The 16,860-nt window shown below is 62.1% G+C and carries 14 protein-coding genes and 2 pseudogenes; 5 read left to right on the plus strand and 11 right to left on the minus strand.

Annotated features, from left to right (window positions below):
• Positions 1–33: 33 nt before the first annotated feature.
• The 4 genes from ACIPZC_RS10620 (at position 34) to ACIPZC_RS10635 (ending at position 3,223) form a co-directional block, all read left to right on the plus strand.
• On the plus strand, positions 34–318 hold the full coding sequence (locus ACIPZC_RS10620; protein ID WP_241805277.1) for a hypothetical protein: 285 nt from the start codon (positions 34–36) through the stop codon (positions 316–318).
• A 503-nt stretch (positions 319–821) separates the two neighbouring features.
• Positions 822–1,064 carry a hypothetical protein gene (locus tag ACIPZC_RS10625; RefSeq protein ID WP_400626766.1) on the plus strand — a complete coding sequence of 81 codons (243 nt, stop codon included), beginning with the start codon at positions 822–824 and terminating at the stop codon, positions 1,062–1,064.
• 144 nt (positions 1,065–1,208) lie between these two features.
• Positions 1,209–1,472, plus strand: coding sequence for a DUF3077 domain-containing protein (locus tag ACIPZC_RS10630; RefSeq protein ID WP_241805282.1), 264 nt, complete (start codon positions 1,209–1,211; stop codon positions 1,470–1,472).
• A 362-nt stretch (positions 1,473–1,834) separates the two neighbouring features.
• A complete protein-coding gene (locus ACIPZC_RS10635) occupies positions 1,835–3,223 on the plus strand; it encodes an FAD-binding oxidoreductase (RefSeq protein ID WP_400626768.1) in 1,389 nt (462 codons plus the stop codon).
• Between the two features lie 36 nt (positions 3,224–3,259).
• Here the strand turns inward: ACIPZC_RS10635 and ACIPZC_RS10640 are convergent.
• The 3 genes and pseudogenes from ACIPZC_RS10640 to ACIPZC_RS10650 form a co-directional block, all read right to left on the minus strand.
• A pseudogene (locus ACIPZC_RS10640) lies at positions 3,260–3,832 on the minus strand (2,4-dienoyl-CoA reductase); the annotation flags it as partial.
• Positions 3,825–3,890, minus strand: a pseudogene (locus tag ACIPZC_RS10645) (MerR family DNA-binding transcriptional regulator); the annotation flags it as partial. The pseudogenes ACIPZC_RS10640 and ACIPZC_RS10645, both read right to left, overlap by 8 nt.
• 211 nt (positions 3,891–4,101) lie before the next feature.
• Positions 4,102–6,153, minus strand: coding sequence for a TonB-dependent receptor (locus tag ACIPZC_RS10650; protein ID WP_400626770.1), 2,052 nt, complete (start codon positions 6,151–6,153; stop codon positions 4,102–4,104).
• Between the two features lie 476 nt (positions 6,154–6,629).
• On the opposite strand from ACIPZC_RS10650, the gene ACIPZC_RS10655 reads away from it, so the two are divergent.
• On the plus strand, positions 6,630–7,667 hold the full coding sequence (locus ACIPZC_RS10655; RefSeq protein ID WP_267816852.1) for a diguanylate cyclase: 1,038 nt from the start codon (positions 6,630–6,632) through the stop codon (positions 7,665–7,667).
• Positions 7,668–7,756: 89 nt separating this feature from the next.
• On the opposite strand, the gene ACIPZC_RS10660 is transcribed toward ACIPZC_RS10655, so the two are convergent.
• The 8 genes from ACIPZC_RS10660 to ACIPZC_RS10695 form a co-directional block, all read right to left on the minus strand.
• The gene (locus tag ACIPZC_RS10660; RefSeq protein ID WP_241805288.1) at positions 7,757–8,176 is read right to left on the minus strand and encodes a DUF6691 family protein; all 420 of its coding nucleotides are present in this window, start codon (positions 8,174–8,176) and stop codon (positions 7,757–7,759) included.
• Between the two features lie 2 nt (positions 8,177–8,178).
• Positions 8,179–8,613, minus strand: a complete 435-nt coding sequence (locus tag ACIPZC_RS10665) for a YeeE/YedE family protein (protein WP_400626773.1) — start codon at positions 8,611–8,613, stop codon at positions 8,179–8,181.
• Positions 8,614–8,707: 94 nt separating this feature from the next.
• Complete coding sequence (locus ACIPZC_RS10670; RefSeq protein WP_400626775.1) at positions 8,708–10,027, minus strand: serine hydrolase domain-containing protein; 1,320 nt, start codon at positions 10,025–10,027, stop codon at positions 8,708–8,710.
• Between the two features lie 21 nt (positions 10,028–10,048).
• Positions 10,049–11,902 (minus strand): DUF1302 domain-containing protein, encoded by a 1,854-nt coding sequence (locus tag ACIPZC_RS10675; RefSeq protein WP_400626777.1) that lies wholly within the window; start codon positions 11,900–11,902, stop codon positions 10,049–10,051.
• Positions 11,903–12,147: 245 nt separating this feature from the next.
• Positions 12,148–12,579 carry a thioesterase family protein gene (locus ACIPZC_RS10680; protein ID WP_241805292.1) on the minus strand — a complete coding sequence of 144 codons (432 nt, stop codon included), beginning with the start codon at positions 12,577–12,579 and terminating at the stop codon, positions 12,148–12,150.
• Between the two features lie 2 nt (positions 12,580–12,581).
• A complete protein-coding gene (locus tag ACIPZC_RS10685) occupies positions 12,582–13,745 on the minus strand; it encodes an iron-containing alcohol dehydrogenase (RefSeq protein WP_241805293.1) in 1,164 nt (387 codons plus the stop codon).
• A gap of 41 nt (positions 13,746–13,786) precedes the next feature.
• The gene (locus ACIPZC_RS10690; protein WP_400626779.1) at positions 13,787–15,574 is read right to left on the minus strand and encodes an acyl-CoA dehydrogenase C-terminal domain-containing protein; all 1,788 of its coding nucleotides are present in this window, start codon (positions 15,572–15,574) and stop codon (positions 13,787–13,789) included.
• The gene (locus tag ACIPZC_RS10695) at positions 15,571–16,809 is read right to left on the minus strand and encodes a 3-hydroxyacyl-CoA dehydrogenase NAD-binding domain-containing protein (RefSeq protein WP_400626781.1); all 1,239 of its coding nucleotides are present in this window, start codon (positions 16,807–16,809) and stop codon (positions 15,571–15,573) included. Before ACIPZC_RS10695 ends, ACIPZC_RS10690 begins: the two co-directional genes overlap by 4 nt.
• Positions 16,810–16,860 lie beyond the last annotated feature (51 nt).

The following is a 16,860-nucleotide window of genomic DNA, read 5'->3' on the forward strand; positions in this document are numbered from 1 at the left end:
CACAAGCCCGGACATAGAAGGACATCCCACGCAATGACGCCCGACGAGGCTTTGAAATTCACCCGCACGGTGGCTGGCCTTTCGATCACAACAGTGATCCTTGGCCCGATCCTGGCGCTTTACGTACTTCAGTCGCCAACCACTTCCCCCGTCAAGATCTCGGGCATTCTTGCGTTTGCGATCCTGGCGCTCACCAACGTGATTTCAATGATATTCAACGCGGTTTACTGGTTTATCCGGCGGGAGCCCAAATGGCTCTCGGTCACGCTCTTGGTTCAAGCCGGTGTCGCAGTTGCCACGTTAATTCCATTCTTATAACCCATTCATTGCTTCGACTGAGCAGCCTCAACAATGCTCATGAGGCCAATCCCCGCAACCGACTGGCAGGTCACCGTCCAAGCGCTCGAATCGATGATACCGAGCGTCACCGAGCCGCTCCTCCAGCCATGGGTGAAAGTGCTGAGCCATGACCTGTGGTGTTTCAAGACTCCGTCACCCACATCTTGAGCGCTGGAAACGCCAAGAACTCAGATTTTGCCTCTTCCTTGTAGTCCATTTCCCAAACATACTCCCGCCGCACTTTTTCCGTTGCGGTCGCTTGGGCTGCATTCTAGTCTCGGCGGGTCGCTGTTGTTCAGCGATCGGCTTTGACAGGCCGCGACGGTATTATGCATACGGCTTGCCTTCAATGGCGGCTGTACGTGCGGGCACGCTTGCGTGCGCCGGAACTTGCATAGTCCGCCGGTCTGTCAACCCATGTACAGCTGCCACCCTTCTGTTTGACAGCGGATAGGTGACCGCCTAATTGAAGGTACTATGCAATGCTCAAAATGGTCCCCGATCCACCCCACAACCACCACTCCCTCGAAGACACGATCATCCAGGCTGCGGAGTTCGCCCTGTGCGCGCAGAGCGTGGCGCAGCAGGCTGTTTCGCTACAGCCCAGAACGCCCGCCTCGGTTCTGATGATGGCCTCGATGCATGAGCTCGAGTCGCTACGCGTGCTGCTCGAATCAGCCCTGATCCAGCTGCAGATGCCGACCGAACCACGCACCCTGCACTAGGCCGTTAAGCCTGTGTTGCCTGGGCGGGCGCTGTGGCCGGCAAGCCCGTACGCACAGCGCGCTGCGTGAGACCGGTGCTGAGCTAAAGGCGGGTTGTCCGTCATGACGTTTGCCCAGGCCCTAAACCTTCAGGGAGGCAACGCAATGACCCCAGATGACACCAAAGTCACTGTCGGTAAGACCACGTTCTACCAGGGTGAAAACCAGACCCATCCATTGTTTCGCATCGAAGCGGGCATCCCTTGCCAGAATGCCCGCGAACAGGCTTCAGAGCTGATGGGCTATGTGCGGGACCTGACCATCGAAGGCTTGATGGACGGTAAACCACAGCTGATCTGGGCCTCGCACTACCTGAGTGCGTTGGCCAAAGCACTGATGGATGATGCCGAGCTGGGCATGATGCACTAAGGGCTGAACTGCCTGACCATGGCGGACATCTGTAACCGGGGCCGCTTCGCGGCCCATCGCCGGCAAGCGCGGCTCCCACGGGTACAGCGCATGCCTGAAGGCTTGGGATTTCCAGGTCGTTAGTTGACCAGCCAACCTGCTGCGCAGGTTTCACGCCGCCCGGACGCAAAACTAACTTTGGCGAAGGGCTGGTAACGCCCATACGCTGGTGTACGGTCAATTCAGCTAGTCTGCTTGGAGTCCGAAAACGCCCGGTATTTTCAGTTCATGGCGAGGCAACCTAATTGGTCGACAGTACACAACTGCATACCGTTTCAACGTCATCGCCTACTCTCACTCGGCGACATCTACTCCAGGCAGGCATGACCGGGATTGCCGTCAGTGTGTTTGCGCCCTGGTCGTCATGGGCGGCACCATCGGGCGTCTTGGTGAACGATGTGACGATGCTCAATCCGATTTGGGTCAATCGCCTGTTCGCACCCCGCACCACTGCCGAAATACAGCGGGCGCTCGCTATGTCGTCAGGCCCAGTCAGCATCGGTGGTGGCCGTTATAGCATGGGGGGACAAATTGCGACCGAAGACAGCCTGCACCTCGACATGCGGCAGTTTGACCAAGTGATCCGATACTCGCCTGAGAACAGAGTCATACGCGTGCATACAGGGATGCGGTGGCGTGACTTGCAGTCGGTCATCGACCCAGACGACCTCTCGATAAAAATCATGCAGAGCTATGCCAATTTCACCGTCGGCGGATCGCTCTCGGTCAACGCTCATGGACGCTACGTCGGCGCTGGCCCGGTCATCAACTCTGTGCGTTCTCTGCAACTGGTGCTTGCGGACGGTTCGGCATTAGAAGCGTCCCGCACCACGAATTCCGACCTCTTCTACGCTGCTATCGGTGGCTATGGCGCGATGGGGGTGATCACTGAGGTCGAATTGGACCTGGTGCCCAACACCACAATTGAACGTCAGATACAGCGCATGCCAGCGGCTGATTACCCGAGTTTTTTCAATGACCGAGTGCGCAACAACGAACAGGCCATCCTGCATAACGCCGATTTGACTCCCCCTTTTTTCGACACAGCCACGTCCGTCACTTGGCACACTTCGGACAAAGCGTTGACGGTCGCAGAAAGGCTGGTTGCGCCGGGGCAGTCTTACAAAATCAACCAGACCGTCATGTGGAGTGTGACCAAGCTTCCCGGCGGCCCAATGCTTCGCAAGGATGTGATCGATCCACTGCGTTATTTCAACCAACCGGTGGTACGGCGCAACTACGAGGCCAGTGCGGATGTCGCCTCGCTTGGCCCCATTGCAACCCGGAACGGTACCTACGCATTGCAGGAGTATTTTGTGCCGGTGGCACAGTTCAAAGCGTTCGTGAAACAAATGGCCGCCATCCTCCAGGCGCACCGCGTTGACGCCGTCAATATATCCATTCGACACGCACCAGCCGACCCCGACTCGTTTCTGTCCTGGGCACGCGAAGAGGTGTTTTCCTTCGTGCTTTATTATTGGCAGCGCGTGGAGGTAGATGATCGCGAGCAGGTTGGTGTGTGGACACGCGAACTCATCGACGCTGCGCTGTTGCTTGGCGGTACCTACTACCTTCCCTATCAACTGCATGCAACGCAGGAACAGTTCTCAAGTGCCTACCCAAACGCTCGGCGTCTGCTCGCACTCAAAGCACAAGTCGACCCAGGCGATCGATTCCGGAACAAGCTCTGGGACAAGTACCACACGGGATAGTGGAAAGCTTGTGACCAGATTGGCCCTGCGCACGGGTCATCTTGCGTCTCTCAGTCCGTTGTAATGCTCCGACCTTTCACTCCATTTACGATGCTGGCGAGTACGAAAAGCCATGTTGAGCTGTTGCAGGATCAGCGCGCGCAGCGGCGACACGCTCGGGTCGGGCTTTTTACCCCGGCTTAGTTTGCGCAATTGAAACTTCACTACCGCCATGTTCGCCAAGGCCGCGATGGCTTTGTTTTTCCAGGTGATCGGCGGTAATTCAGGGGCGTTGTCTTTCCCCTGCAACCAGGCACGAGGCAGGTGCGGATCGATGGCTAACGCCGTTCCCATGCCTACCATGTCCACCCCGCTCTGCACGACGCTTTCAGCTACCGGGCGGCGACGTATACCGCCGGTGACCATCACCGGCATTCTGGCGACGGTTTGGAGATCACGGGCAAACTCGACGAAATACGCTTCGCGAGCCAGGGTGCGACCATCGCGCGCGTGCCCCTGCATGGCAGGTACTTCGTAACTGCCTCCCGACAACTCCACCATGTCGACGCCCAGGTCATTGAGCAGCTCAACAACCTTTTTCGCGTCATCGGTGGTGAATCCTCGCCTCGTAGAATCGGATGCGTGACGGACTCAATCCACTGATTTTCGCCAGTTCGCCTATTCTCATGCCTCACCCTGAAATGCCTGTTGACCTTGAAGTTGACTTTAAACCTAAAGCCATCAGGCGGCCAGGCATCAGGTTGGACCCTGCCACTTGCAACGCTTGCAACGAGCGGCTCGGCTTTTCGCGGCGAAGGGTGAACTGGCTTTTTGATCCCGCAGATCTCTTGAGGGCGTTAGATCGCCCTCAAGAGTCTCTTGGCCAATGCCCTGACCTGTCAAAGACTCATGTTTATCGAAACGAACGCTGAACGGCCTGGTGCTGGCGAGAACATCGCCTGGTCGTCGCCGCCCCAGAAGAAGTTGTCATACCAGACATATTCGTACTCACGGTCAAAAAGGTTTTTCACCTGCAGATCCACGCTGGTTGACGCGGTGATACGGTAACTGACACTGGCGTCCACGACCACGAAACCGCCGTACTTGCCCTGCTCGTTCTGCTCGTCGATGTAGTAGCTGCCTTGCGCCCGCCCCTGCGCCCCGAACTTCCAGTCGTCATTGTATCGGTAGTCCACGCCCAGATTGCTGATGTAGCGCGGGGTGGAAAATACCTCTTTGCCCGCCAAAGACTGGCCGTTCGCCGCGTAGGCCTTGACCACTTTGGCCTCCTGGATCGCGTGGGACGCCCATACCGTCCATTGATCGTCCAGCTGAGCACTGATCTGCATGTCCACGCCACGCCGGCGTGTTTCGCCAAGACCGACCGTGGTGCCAGTGCTGGGCATGTTCGCAACTTCATCGGTCGCATCCTGCTGCCACAGCGCAACCCGCGCTTGAGCCCCAGGGAATGGCTGAAACTTGATGCCGACTTCCTTGCCGGTGTTGATCGACGGGTCGTACGAGGTTTGCCCAGGCACCCTGTAAGCGGGCCCGCCAGAGCCGGTAAGAATCTGGAAAGTACGCCCCCAGTTGGCGTAAAGGTCGATCTCCGGGGTGAGGCTGTAGATGACGCTCAGCTTCGGCTGGCGGATCCAGCCGTAATCCTGCAGGGATCCCTTGACCTCACCAAGCGTCACGCTGTTGCCAGAAAACTTGTCGACGCGCATGGCTGGGATGATCTTCAGCGCGTCGGTAGGCTGAATGACCGCCTGCACATAACCGCCAATATTGCGCAGGGTGTAAGTGTCGTCGTTCTGCACACGTGCCGCAGGGGCATCGAAGTCGGTCGGGATCCCATAGCTGTAGCGCAGGCGACGATACTCATTGTCCTGCTCCTCGTAGTTGATGCCGCCATCCAGCGTCAGCACATCGTTAGCGCGCCAGGTCAGGTTACTGAGCATCCCGCGCTGCTGCTCATCCCACTGCCGACGCTGGCGTGGCGCGTTGCCGGGCTGGTAATCGGTGAACGTGATGGTTCGGTCATCGTTGTAACTGTTGTAGTACAACTTGCTGCTCAGGCTCAGGTCGTCGGCGAGCTGCCAGTCGGCGTGCAGGCTCAGCTGCTTCATGTCGCGGTCGTCACCGTCATTGGCGTTCTTGGCCGGCGATTGGGTGCGGCTGGCGTGCAGTTGTTCGCGGGTGAGGAAACCAGACTCTTGGGCCTGGTGGTGGTAAAGGCGAGCGATAAGGCCGACACGGAAGTCTTGTTCATCGTTGCTGACGAACCATTTGCCGCCAAGCGCATATTTGTTGGACTCACTGTGGTCGCGGAAACCGTTGCTGTCCTGTTTGGCGAGGATATAGTTCTGGGCGAAATTCCCCTCTTCATGCCCAACGGCCAACTGCACTTCACGCGTGTCGAAGCTGCCGTATGTCACACGGCTATCGACATAGTTCCCGCCTTGGCGGGTCGCGAAATTGATGTTGCCACCGATATTGTGCAGCCCATAGCGCGGATCGTTGGTACCGCGCACGACTTCGATGTACTCGATGTCCAGCGGAAAGATCATGTCAATGAAGCGCTGGTTACCACTGTTCACATTGCTCGGCACACCGTCGATCAAGGTCTTGATGCCGTTGATGTAGCCCTCGCCATTGAATGCGCGGAAGGTGACCTTGCCTGACTCGGCGCCTTGCCCTGTTTCAGTCAACTGGATACCCGGCATCTGCCCCAACAGCTGCCAACTGTTCATCACATTCTTGTCTCGCACCTGATCGCCGCCCAGGACATCGACCGAGGTCAGCACATTTTCAGTGCTCAGGGCTGTAGCAGCAGTTTCGGTGATATTCACATCACCGAGGATGATGGTGGAGTTACCCGTCTGTTCGGCGAGGATTTCAGGTGTGAACATTGCTGTGAAGATGGCAAACGAAGCTGGGGTGAATCGCATGAAGGTTCCTGAGGCGGGGGTTGAGTGGTGGTTGGCGACAGCGGCAGGAGGCAGAGCCTCTTTTTGCCACATGAAAACGTTATACCATAACGCCATGTGCTCGTGGAACGGGTCCATTGGACCTATAGCCGCATCGTTCGCTGCTCTCTAGCGCGCCGACTTGACCTTGATTGCCATGGCCTTTTCGCCGAGCACGAGGGGCCACTCCTGCCCAAAGCGCTACCACTTCACAACCTGCCGGGAATGGTCCTGACCTGACGCAGCTGGTGGGCGATACTGTTGGAGCCGAACTATCAGGCGTGAATGCGTCCTTGGGCCTGGCCTGCGGATTTAGCATGTGGCCTGGAAATGCTGCAGTTTGCGTCCTATACCAGAACATCCCGTTTTGCTAGAAATCGCGTGCTGATCCTGTCCTCGCAACGAATGCCGCAGCCTCTGACAGGTGCCGCCCGCAACCCCCAGAAAAAGGAAGCCCCATGCCAGCTTGTCCCCTGCCCTCCGACGAAGCAGCTCGCCAACGCACTCTGGATGAGATGCACCTGCTCGACACACCGGCCGAGCATTACCTCGACACCCTGGTACGGCTTACCCAGCAACTGGCGCAAGTGGACACCGTGCTGATCAGCCTGATCGACCAGGAGCGTCAGTGGTTCAAGGCACGTATCGGGCTGGAGGCCACCGAGACGCCGCGCAACGTTTCTTTCTGTGGCTACGCCATCCTTGGCGAAGGCACCTTGTTGGTGCCCGATGCCACGCATGACCCGCGTTTCGTCGACAACCCGCTGGTACTCAGCCCACCCTACATCCGCTTTTACGCCGGCCATCCGTTGCGCGCGGGGAATGGCAAAGCCATAGGGACGCTGTGCATGCTCGACCCTCGCCCGCGCACGCTGAACGAAACGCAGCAAGCCAACTTCAAGGACCTGGCCACCCTCGCAGAGGGTTATCTGCAGTTGCGTGGCCTGATCCAGACCAACCGTGACCTGCGCCTGGAAATGGACCGAGAGCAGCGCAAGGCCATGCTCGACCCATTGACGCAGCTGTGGAACCGCAACGGTCTGACAGCGTTCGAGGACCACGAGCGGCGCCGCGCAGCACAGAGCAGCCTGCGCCTGGGGGCGATCTATGCAGACCTCGACCATTTCAAAAGCATCAACGACCGGTATGGCCATGCCACTGGCGATCAGGTGCTGTGCGAATGCGCCCGCCGCCTACGCGCAGCGCTGCGCCCGGACGATCTGGTGGTGCGCCAGGGCGGCGAGGAATTCGTCGCGCTGGTCATGGTCAACGACAGCGAAGAGCTCAAGGGGATTGCCGAACGGGTGCGGCAGATGATCGGCAGCGAACCGCTACAACTGCCCACTGGCCCGCTGCGTGTCAGCCTGAGCATCGGCTGCACGCTGCTCAACGATCAAGAGCACCTCGACCGGGCGCTGGAACGCGCCGACTCCGGGCTCTACAGCGCCAAGCAGAATGGGCGTGACCGGGTGGTTTATGTAGCAACCGTTGACTGACCTGGATATCTGCAGACGCAAGAAATGGCCTGTGCCTGACGTTCGTTTCAGGACAGCGTGATCCATTCAAACAGGCGGCGGGCACCTCCTCAGGGTGTACGCCGCCCCTGCAGCACAGTGAACGCATACATCCCCGCCAGCATGGCCAATACGAATACCAGTATCTGCCAGTGCCCGGTGAGCGAGATAGCGACCGCAGGCCCCGGGCAGATGCCGGCAATGCCCCAGCCTATGCCGAACACCAGGCTGCCACCGATCAGACGGGCGTCCAGCTCTCTTTTCACAGGTAACTGCATAGGGGCACCCAGCAACGACCGCTGGTGTTTGCGGGCCCAATTCAACGGCGCAGCCGCCACCGCGATGGCCCCGGCCATCACCAGTGCAAGTGACGGATCCCAGGCCCCGGTCACATCGAGAAAAGCCAGCACTTTGGCGGGGTTCGCCATTCCTGCCAACAGCAGGCCCAGACCAAAGATCAACCCGGCGACAAAAGCCGTCAACTTGTTCATTCTCAGGCCCCCAGCGCATGGCGGATGACGTACACGGTGGCAAAACCGCTGGCCATGAAGCACACCGTCGCCACGATGGAGCGGGGAGACAAGCGGGAGACACCACACACGCCGTGGCCACTGGTACAACCCGAGCCGTATCGTGTCCCCAGGCCAACCAGCAGCCCGGCAATCACCAACGCCGGCCACGGGGTATCGATTTCGATTTCCGGCAGCACGGCGAACAGCCCCCACAGCAAAGGCGTAATCAGCAGGCCGAGAACAAACAGCGCCTTCTCACCCCAGCCCTCACTGCGCCTTTGCATCACACTTGCAAGCAGGCCGCTGATGCCGGCGATGCGGCCATTGGCCAGAATGAACAGGCTGGCGGCCAGCCCGATCAAAGCCCCTCCCCCCAAAGCACTCCAGGGTGTGAAGTTGATCCAATCAATGCTCATGTTGCACCTCCGGCGCAGTGAACCTGGTATAGGGCGTTGAACAGCACAGCAAGATGGCACGCATGATAACGATTCGCCGAACGCCCCACACCGCTCAACCCGGCAGCGCCGCCAACACCGCAGTGACCATGCCGTTGAACCTCGCCGGTGAGTCCACCACGCGGGCAGTGACTTTCGCCTCACCGTCGGCACGGGTGGCGCGCCGGGCCTGGTCGGCAGTGGCCGACAGCTTGACGATCACTACTTCGCGGCGCGGGTTGATATAGATTTTCTGACCGAAGCGCCCGCTGGCCTCGACAGAGCCGTCACCATCGTTTTTCTGATACCAGTAGTTGCGATAAGCGTAGCCCGGGCGGCCGGGTGCAAGGTTGCCTTGGGCGAACGACGCCGGGTCGGCGGGCTGGAACGTGCTGCGCACCGCTTGGTTGAAACTGTCACCCTTCACGTCACGGGCCAGCTCACGGCGCACCCGTTCAGCGAAGCGCGCCGTGTCGCGCAGGTTGCAGCTGATACCGCCGCTGGCCATCTCGGTACCGAGCGGGTCGACTTGCACATAGGCGTCGTCCTGGGCGAAGCGTGACCAGATACGTTGTTCAACCAGTTGCGCCCAGTTCAGCCCGGTGATGCGCCGCAGTGCCCAGGCCAACGCTTCGGGTGAGCCGTTCTGGTAGAAAAACAGCGGTTTGGCGCCTGAGTCGGGCGCCTTTCGTGCGTGCTGGAGGAAACTGTAGATATCCCCCGGCATGCCTTCGGCGCGAGGTATGAGCCCCGTGGCGGCAAACAGCCCCAGGTCCGGCGGCATCTGCGGCGGGTACTCCACCGCCACCTGCATGTCCAGGTTGGCCTGCACCGTCGCCTCGCCAAATGGCGTGCCGCTGAGTTCCGGCACGTAATGCGCCAATGTACGTTGCGGGTCCAGCGTGCCTTCGGCGATCAGTTGGGCGGCGATCAGGCCAGTCACGGACTTGGTCATCGAGGCCCAGATATGCGGCTGCCCGGGTTGGAAACCCTCCAGATAACGCTCGTACACCACCTGGCCACGGTGCAGCACGATGAGCCCATCGGTGCTGGTCTGTTGCAGGTAGCTCGCCAACGTCAGGGGCTGCTCGCCGGCAGTGAACGCCACCTGGTCAAGCGCCAGCTCGGTGCCTGCCGGCAAGGCCAGCGGCGTGGACGCGCGGCCGATGCCTCGGGTCGGCGAAACCTCGCGGGCGTGGCGCATGGACCAGCGCAGGAACGGTGGCTGGAACGCGTTGGCCTGGTTCACGCGCAACTGCGGTGCAGGGGGAAACCCTTGCATCACGCCCTGCTCTGCCGGTGCGCTGCTGGCCACGCCCGGGGCAAGTGTACCGGCCAGCATCAAAGCGATGGCGGGCAGGTTGGCCGGTGATGGGTGCATGCTGCGTTTGGACATGGTCTTGCCTCCTTGAGTGGTCTAGAAGTTGGCGCCCACGCTCACGGCCACGTAGTCGCGGTCGCCGCGGGTGCCGTAATCGCCATCGAGATAATCGGTGTAGGCAAGGCTTGCCCAGTACTTGCTGGCCAGCGCCACGTCCACGCCCAGGCTGATCGAGCGCGAGCCTTCATTGAAGCCCGACCCATCGGCAGGCGAATAGCCTTTCACGTCGTGGGACCAGGCCAGGTTAGGGCGGATGTCCAGGCCCGGGACCAGGTTCTGGTAGCTCCAGGTCGCCCGCAGCCGGTAGCCCCAGGAAAACGGCGTGACGAACCCTTCGCCGTTGCAGTCAGCAGGGCTTTTCGAGATCGCCTGGCAGAGGCTGTTATCGGCCAGCTCACCATTGCCGTAGGCCCCGGAGCGGCCATAACGCGGCCCGAAACGCCCCTCGAGCCCGCCCACATAGGTTGCGCCCACCTCCCCCATCAGCAGCAGCTGGTTGGCGCCCATCACCTGGCTGAACGCCTGCATCGCCGACACTTGGGCCTGGGTCACTTCCTTGCGTCGATACCCGTCGAACAAGGTGTCGTCGGTCGATGGGCGCAGGCCTTCGGCGTTGAGCGGGCTGCGGCCCGGGGCGTTGAGCAGCGACTGCAGCACATCGTTACCGTTCAGCTGCACCGGCTGGTTGGGGCGGTGGCTCAACTCTCCCTGCACGGCGGTGCCGTTGTGCAGGGTGGTGGCGAAGGTGATGCCGTAGAGCCGGATATCCTCGGGGTACTGCGCCAGGTACTGCGAGGTTCCCATGCGCAGGGCGCCGGCCAGTGACTGCCCGCTGCTCGACGCCAGGAAGGCACCGCAGCCAGACAGTGGCACGCCAACCGTGCTGCACAGGTCCCTGGCAAAACCGGTATTGGCGTAGTAGCGGCTGCTGACTGTGCCCAGGTAGGGAGAGCGGCTGTGGTAGTTGGCCGCGAACAGGCCAAACTCGGTATCCAGCGATTGCACATACCAGTGCAAGGCAAACCCCCATTGGCCTCCATTGCGCGCATCCTGGTCGGCCCCACGCGGCACGCGCACGCCCTCATCGGTGAGCGTCACACCCAGGGACGCCAGCGCTTGGGAAACACCCGGGTTGGCGACCATCTGCCCACCCACGTCCAGGCCTTGGCAGCCCTCGGGCATGAAGTCGTTGTTGGAGAAGAAGGTCGCACAGTTGTCCAACCGGGTCTGCTCCCAGTCCAGTTGGTAGAAGGCGTCGAATGACAGGGCCTGGTTGAGGTTCTGCGTGACATACAAAAGGTTGACCGGCGCCAGCGCGTCTTTGACCTCTGAGCCTGGCCGGCGCAACGCGGCCTGATTGAACGGGCTGATCACGTTCAGGCCACCCTGGATGAACAGGCTTTCGCCCCAGTTCACGACCTGTTTGCCCAGGCGCACTGAGCCGGGCTCGCCGTCGATGTCGTAGAGGGTATAGGCAAAGGCATCGAGCAGTTCCGCTGCGGCGGTTTTAGCCGATGCCTGGCGGTTGTGGTCGTCGATGTCCACAGCCCGCTGGCTATGGTCGCGCTGCACCGTGTCATACCAGTAGGTGCCGCGCAGAAACACCCCAACGTTGTCCCGGTGCAGTTCCAGGTCATGGGTTGCTTTGAAAATGGCCGAGAACACATCACCCGAGCGGTAGTTCCGCCGCCCGTCATTACTGTTGGCGGCCTGCAACTGCTGCTTGTCGGGGTTGGCTGTGCTGACGGCAGTGCCGAACGACAGCGCCGTGTCGAAGCGCCCTTCGAGCGGGCCGGCCTGGAACTGCAAGGCAGCCGCCGGAGCGGCGAGCAGGCAGCATAGCGCCGCCAGCGGCGCTTGGCGCCGGCAGATACGGATGTATTCGCTCACTCTTAACCTCTTGTTGTTTTATTCGAGAGTGAAAGGTGGGGTAGCACAGATGAAGTGCCGGTCGCCGAGGCAGGCGGTACCGGTAATCTGGATTATCGGGGCAGTGAAAGCGGGCTCACAAATAGCGTCTTCGGATCAGTGCCATGCCAGATTGTTATGGCCTGGGCGGGGCTTGAGAGAGGCGTTCGGGGCTGCCTGGGCTTTTATGAGGCGGCGCGAAACGAGCACCGCCCCCGCAGGTGACCTCACACCGCCAACAGTTCCAAGGCCCTGCGCACCTTGCCTGGTATGGCAACCGCACGCTGCTCGCGACGATCGACGAATACATGGGTGAAACGCCCGGCCGCGCACGCTTGAGGTTCCCCCTCGACGAAGACGGCCAGCGCGTAGTGCACCGAACTGTTGCCTATCCCCGTGACCGCGATACCCACTTCGATGCGCTGCGGAAAGGCGACCGCGGCGAAGTAGTCGCAAGCAGACCCGGCCACATAGGCCACCACCGGGTCGCGGTGAATATCCAGACCGGCATGCTCGATCAGCCAGGTGTTCACCGCGCTGTCGAAAAAACCGTAGTAGACGACATTGTTCACATGCCCATACAGGTCGTTGTCGTGCCAGCGCGTGGTGATCGGCTGGAAGTGGCGATAGGCGCCGCGTAGCGGGCGTTCCCTGGCCATGATCAGAACGCCGCCTGGTAAAGTTCGACGGCATCGGCAAGGGTGACCTTGCGCGGGTTGTTCACCAGCAGGCGCTGTTGTTGCAGCGCTTCTTCAGCAAGCTGTTGCAAACTGTGCCGGGGCACGCCGACATCCCGCAACCGGCTCGGCAAGCCGCAGCGAGGTGCCAATTGCTCCAGCTCGGCAATGAACTGGCTGCACAACTCATGGGGCCCGCCAGGCACCAGCCGCTCGCCCAACAAGGCCGGCGCGAGCGCCGCGTAGTCGGCGAATGCCTCGCTACGGTTGAAGCGCATGACATGCGGCAGGACCAAGGCATTGGCCAGCCCGTGCGGTACGTGAAAGCGCGCCCCCAGCGGGTAGGCCAAGGCGTGCACCGCAGCGACCGGTGCGTTGGCGAACGCCTGGCCGGCCAGGCAAGCCCCCAGCAGCATGGCCTGACGGGCCTGCAGATTACCGCCGTTGTGGACTGCCTGGTCGAGGTTGCCTGCCAGCAGTGTCAAGGCTTCGCGGGCCAGCAGGCTGGACAGTGGGTTGCGCTTGAACTTGCTGGTGCTGGCTTCGATGGCATGGACCATCGCATCGATGCCCGTGGCGGCCGTGATCGCAGGTGGCAGGCCCAGCGTGCGCTCGGCATCGAGCAGCGCCAGGTCTGGCAGCAGCAGCGGTGAAATCACCGCCATCTTGGCGCACTCGCCGGTGGTGATGACGGCAATGGGCGTGACCTCCGAGCCGGTACCCGCAGTGGTCGGAACCTGGATCAGGGGCAGGCGCTGGCCCTTGGCCTGGTCAATGCCATACACCGCCTCCAGGGTCTGGTCGCACCCTGGGTGGGCCAGCAGCGCGACCAGCTTGGCGACATCCATGGAGCTGCCGCCACCGAAACCGACGATCAGCTCGGCACCGATATGCCGGGCACGGCCGACGGCAGCCAGCACGCAGGCATGGCTGGGGTCGGCGCTGACATCACTGAAGATCGCCGCACTCAGGTTCGCCCGGGTGAAGCCAGGCAGGATGTCGTCAAGCATCCCCAGGCTGACCAGACCGGGGTCGGTAACGATCAGCACGCGGCGCACGCCGCGTTGCTGACACAACTGGGCCAGGCGACCCGCAGCGCCCGGTTCGCAGAGCAGGTGAGCGGTCGTGGCAAAACTGAATGGCTGCATGTTCAGGGTCCTTTTGTTCTTGTGGGTGAACGGCGCAGCGCTCAGAAGGCGAAGTGCGCTTCATTCAGGCTCATCAGGCACTGCGCGCCGCCACGCAAAGCCTCACAGTGGGCACTTGCGCGCGGCAGGATGCGCCGCCAGTAAAAGTCCGCTGCGTGCAATTTGGCCTGATAGAAAGCGCTGTCGCCGCTGCCGGCGGCCAGTGCCGCACGGGCCCGCTCGGCCGCCCGCAGCCACAGCGCAGCCAGCAGCACATAGCCTGAATAGGCAAGAAAATCGACCGACACCGCGCCAATTTCCTGGGGGTCGCAGCGGCAGGCATCGAGCACCTCGGCGCTGAGGTTGCGCCACTCCTGCAGGCGCAGGGTCACCGCCTCGGCCATCGCTGCCAGGTCATCTGCGCGGCACGCGTGCGCCGCCTCCAGCAGGTCATCGATCAACAGGCGCAGCTGCTCGCCACCATCGGCCAGCACCTTGCGGCGCACGAGGTCCAGGGCCTGAATGCCATTGGTGCCCTCATACAGCTGGGTGATGCGGCTGTCGCGCATCAACTGCTCCATGCCCCACTCGCGAATGTAACCATGGCCGCCATACAGCTGCACGCCCAGGCTGGCGACCTCCTGGCCGACATCGGTGAGGAAGGCCTTGACCACCGGAATCAGCAGCGCTGCCCGACGCCCGGCGGCAGCCTGCACTTCAGGCTGCGCCGCACCCTGCTCCAGGTCGAGCGCCTGTGCAGCATAGGCCGCCAGCATCCGGCAACCCTCGCTGAGGGTCTTCTGGGTCAGCAGCATGCGCCGCACATCAGGGTGGCAGATGATCGGGTCGGCACTGCGCTCCGGCGCCACCGGGCCGGCCAGGCTACGCGACTGCAAGCGCTCGCGGGCGTAGGCCAGGCCGCCCTGGAAGGCAGCTTCGGCAATGCCCAGCCCCTGCAGCCCCACCTGAAAGCGCGCATCGTTCATCATGGTGAACATGCACGCCAGGCCCTGGTTGGCTTCACCCACCAGCCAGCCGCGGGCGCCGTCGAAGTTCATCACGCAGGTGGCTGCCCCCTTGATGCCCATCTTGTGTTCAAGGGCACCGCAGCCCAAGGCGTTGGGCACCCCCGGCCCACCGTCGGCCGCGCACTCGAACTTGGGCACCAGGAACAGGCTGATGCCGCGGACACCGGCCGGCGCATCGGGCAGGCGCGCCAGCACCAGATGGATGATGTTGTCGGTCAGGTCCTGGTCGCCGCCACTGATGAAGATCTTGCTGCCACTGATGCGATAGCTGCCATCGCCTTGCGGCTCGGCCCGGGTACGCAACAGCGCCAGGTCGGTGCCAGCCTGCGGTTCGGTCAGGCACATGGTGCCGGCCCACTCGCCGCTGACCAGCTTGCCCAGGTAGTCGCGTTTGAGCGCCGGGCTGCCATGGCGATGCAGCGCCAGCACAGCGCCTTCGGTGAGGCCCGAATAGATGCGAAACGACAGCGAGGCGCCCATCAGCATTTCGTGGAAACAGGCGGCGACCATCTGCGGCAGGCCCTGGCCATCGTGCTCGGTCGGGCCGGTCATACCGCCCCAGCCCTGCTCGACATACAGCCGGTAGGCCTGGCGGAAGCCTTCGGGGGTCAACACCTGCCCCTGTTCCAGGCGGCAGCCCTGCTCGTCGCCCTGGCGATTGAGCGGGGCCACCACCTCGCTGGCAAAGCGAGCGCCCTGTTCAAGGATGCCATCGATGGTGTCACCGCCCAGACCGTTGCCCAGGCGGGCGCAATGTTGCGCCACATCGAACACCTCATGCAGGACGAACTGCATGTCACGCAGGGGGGCTCGGTAGCTCATACGCGGCCCTCATTCACGTCAGCCAACTGTTTGCCAGCTGCCGCCAGCCGCATCAGAAGACCCGCCGGGCGCCAGTGTTCGCCAAACAGGCCTTGCAGCCGCTCCAGCCTCGCCAGCAGCAGCCCCAGCCCTTGCCGATCGGCCCAGGACATCGGCCCGCCCGTCTCTGCCGGGAAGCCATAACCATGCAAGTAGACCCGGTCGATGTCCTGGCTGCTGCTGGCTATGCCCTGCTCAAGAATCTTCGCCCCTTCATTGACCAGCGCCAGCAGGCAGCGCTCACGGATTTCCTCATCGTCGATCGGACGCCGACGCACCCCCAGGTCCTGAGCGACCTTGAGCACCAAGGCATCCACCTCGGGGTCATGCACAGCTTCGCGGCTGCCGGGGGCGTACCGGTAATAGCCCTGGCCAACCTTCTGCCCGAAGCGACCGAGCGCGCACAGGGCATTGTCGACCTGGACCAACGGGGCATCCATCCCCTGCCCGGCCAATTGACGTGCGCGCCACTCCAGGTCGATGCCTACCACGTCGTACACGCGGAACGGGCCCATGGCAAAGCCGAACCCCTGCAGCGCCTCGTCCACCTGCCGCGGCGTGGCACCCTCGAGCAGCAACTGGCGGGCCTCGGCGACATAGGTGCGCAACATGCGGTTACCAATGAAACCGGGGCAGTTCCCAGCGACCACCACCTCCTTGCCGATGCGCTGGCCCAGCACCACGGCCGCCTCCAGCACTGCCGGCGCGGTGCACTTCCCGCGCACCACTTCCAGCAGCTTCATCACATGCGCCGGGCTGAAAAAGTGCAGCCCCAACACCTGTTCAGGCCGCCCAGTGACGGCGGCGATGGCATCGATGTCAAGCGCCGAGGTATTGCTGGCCAGGATCGCTTCAGGCTTGAGTGTGCTGTCCAGGGTGCGGAAGATCTCTTGCTTGAGCGCCAGGTTTTCGTACACCGCCTCGATCACCAGGTCGGCCTCGGCCAGCTCGGTGTAAGCCGTGACCTGCCGCACGCGAGCCAGGCAGGCATCGGCCTGGGCCTGGTCGATGCGGCCTTTGGCGACCTGTTGCGCCCACGTCTGCGCGAGCATGGCAAGGCCTGCCTCGGTGGCGCTGGGGTCGTTGTCCAGCCACAGCACAGGCAGCCCGGCACGGGCCAGGCTGATGACGATGCCGCGGCCCATGGTGCCGGCGCCGATCACTGCAGCCTGCTGAACGTTATAGGAAGTACTCACGGGTGACACTCCTGATTCGGTGTAAAGGCATTGCCCCCACCCTAGTCAGGC

Origin of the sequence: Pseudomonas sp. NPDC089743 (assembly GCF_044748785.1) — a bacterium.
Taxonomy (GTDB): Bacteria; Pseudomonadota; Gammaproteobacteria; order Pseudomonadales; family Pseudomonadaceae; genus Aquipseudomonas; species Aquipseudomonas putida_X.

Excerpts from the sequence above, each read along its gene's own strand:
- ACIPZC_RS10620 (WP_241805277.1), top strand. The coding sequence starts at position 34 with ATGACGCCCGACGAGGCTTTGAAATTCACCCGCACGGTGGCTGGCCTT.
- ACIPZC_RS10625 (WP_400626766.1), top strand. The coding sequence starts at position 822 with ATGCTCAAAATGGTCCCCGATCCACCCCACAACCACCACTCCCTCGAA.
- ACIPZC_RS10630 (WP_241805282.1), top strand. The coding sequence starts at position 1,209 with ATGACCCCAGATGACACCAAAGTCACTGTCGGTAAGACCACGTTCTAC.
- ACIPZC_RS10635 (WP_400626768.1), top strand. The coding sequence starts at position 1,835 with ATGACCGGGATTGCCGTCAGTGTGTTTGCGCCCTGGTCGTCATGGGCG.
- ACIPZC_RS10650 (WP_400626770.1), bottom strand. The coding sequence starts at position 6,153 with ATGCGATTCACCCCAGCTTCGTTTGCCATCTTCACAGCAATGTTCACA.
- ACIPZC_RS10655 (WP_267816852.1), top strand. The coding sequence starts at position 6,630 with ATGCCAGCTTGTCCCCTGCCCTCCGACGAAGCAGCTCGCCAACGCACT.
- ACIPZC_RS10660 (WP_241805288.1), bottom strand. The coding sequence starts at position 8,176 with ATGAACAAGTTGACGGCTTTTGTCGCCGGGTTGATCTTTGGTCTGGGC.
- ACIPZC_RS10665 (WP_400626773.1), bottom strand. The coding sequence starts at position 8,613 with ATGAGCATTGATTGGATCAACTTCACACCCTGGAGTGCTTTGGGGGGA.
- ACIPZC_RS10670 (WP_400626775.1), bottom strand. The coding sequence starts at position 10,027 with ATGTCCAAACGCAGCATGCACCCATCACCGGCCAACCTGCCCGCCATC.
- ACIPZC_RS10680 (WP_241805292.1), bottom strand. The coding sequence starts at position 12,579 with ATGGCCAGGGAACGCCCGCTACGCGGCGCCTATCGCCACTTCCAGCCG.
- ACIPZC_RS10685 (WP_241805293.1), bottom strand. The coding sequence starts at position 13,745 with ATGCAGCCATTCAGTTTTGCCACGACCGCTCACCTGCTCTGCGAACCG.
- ACIPZC_RS10690 (WP_400626779.1), bottom strand. The coding sequence starts at position 15,574 with ATGAGCTACCGAGCCCCCCTGCGTGACATGCAGTTCGTCCTGCATGAG.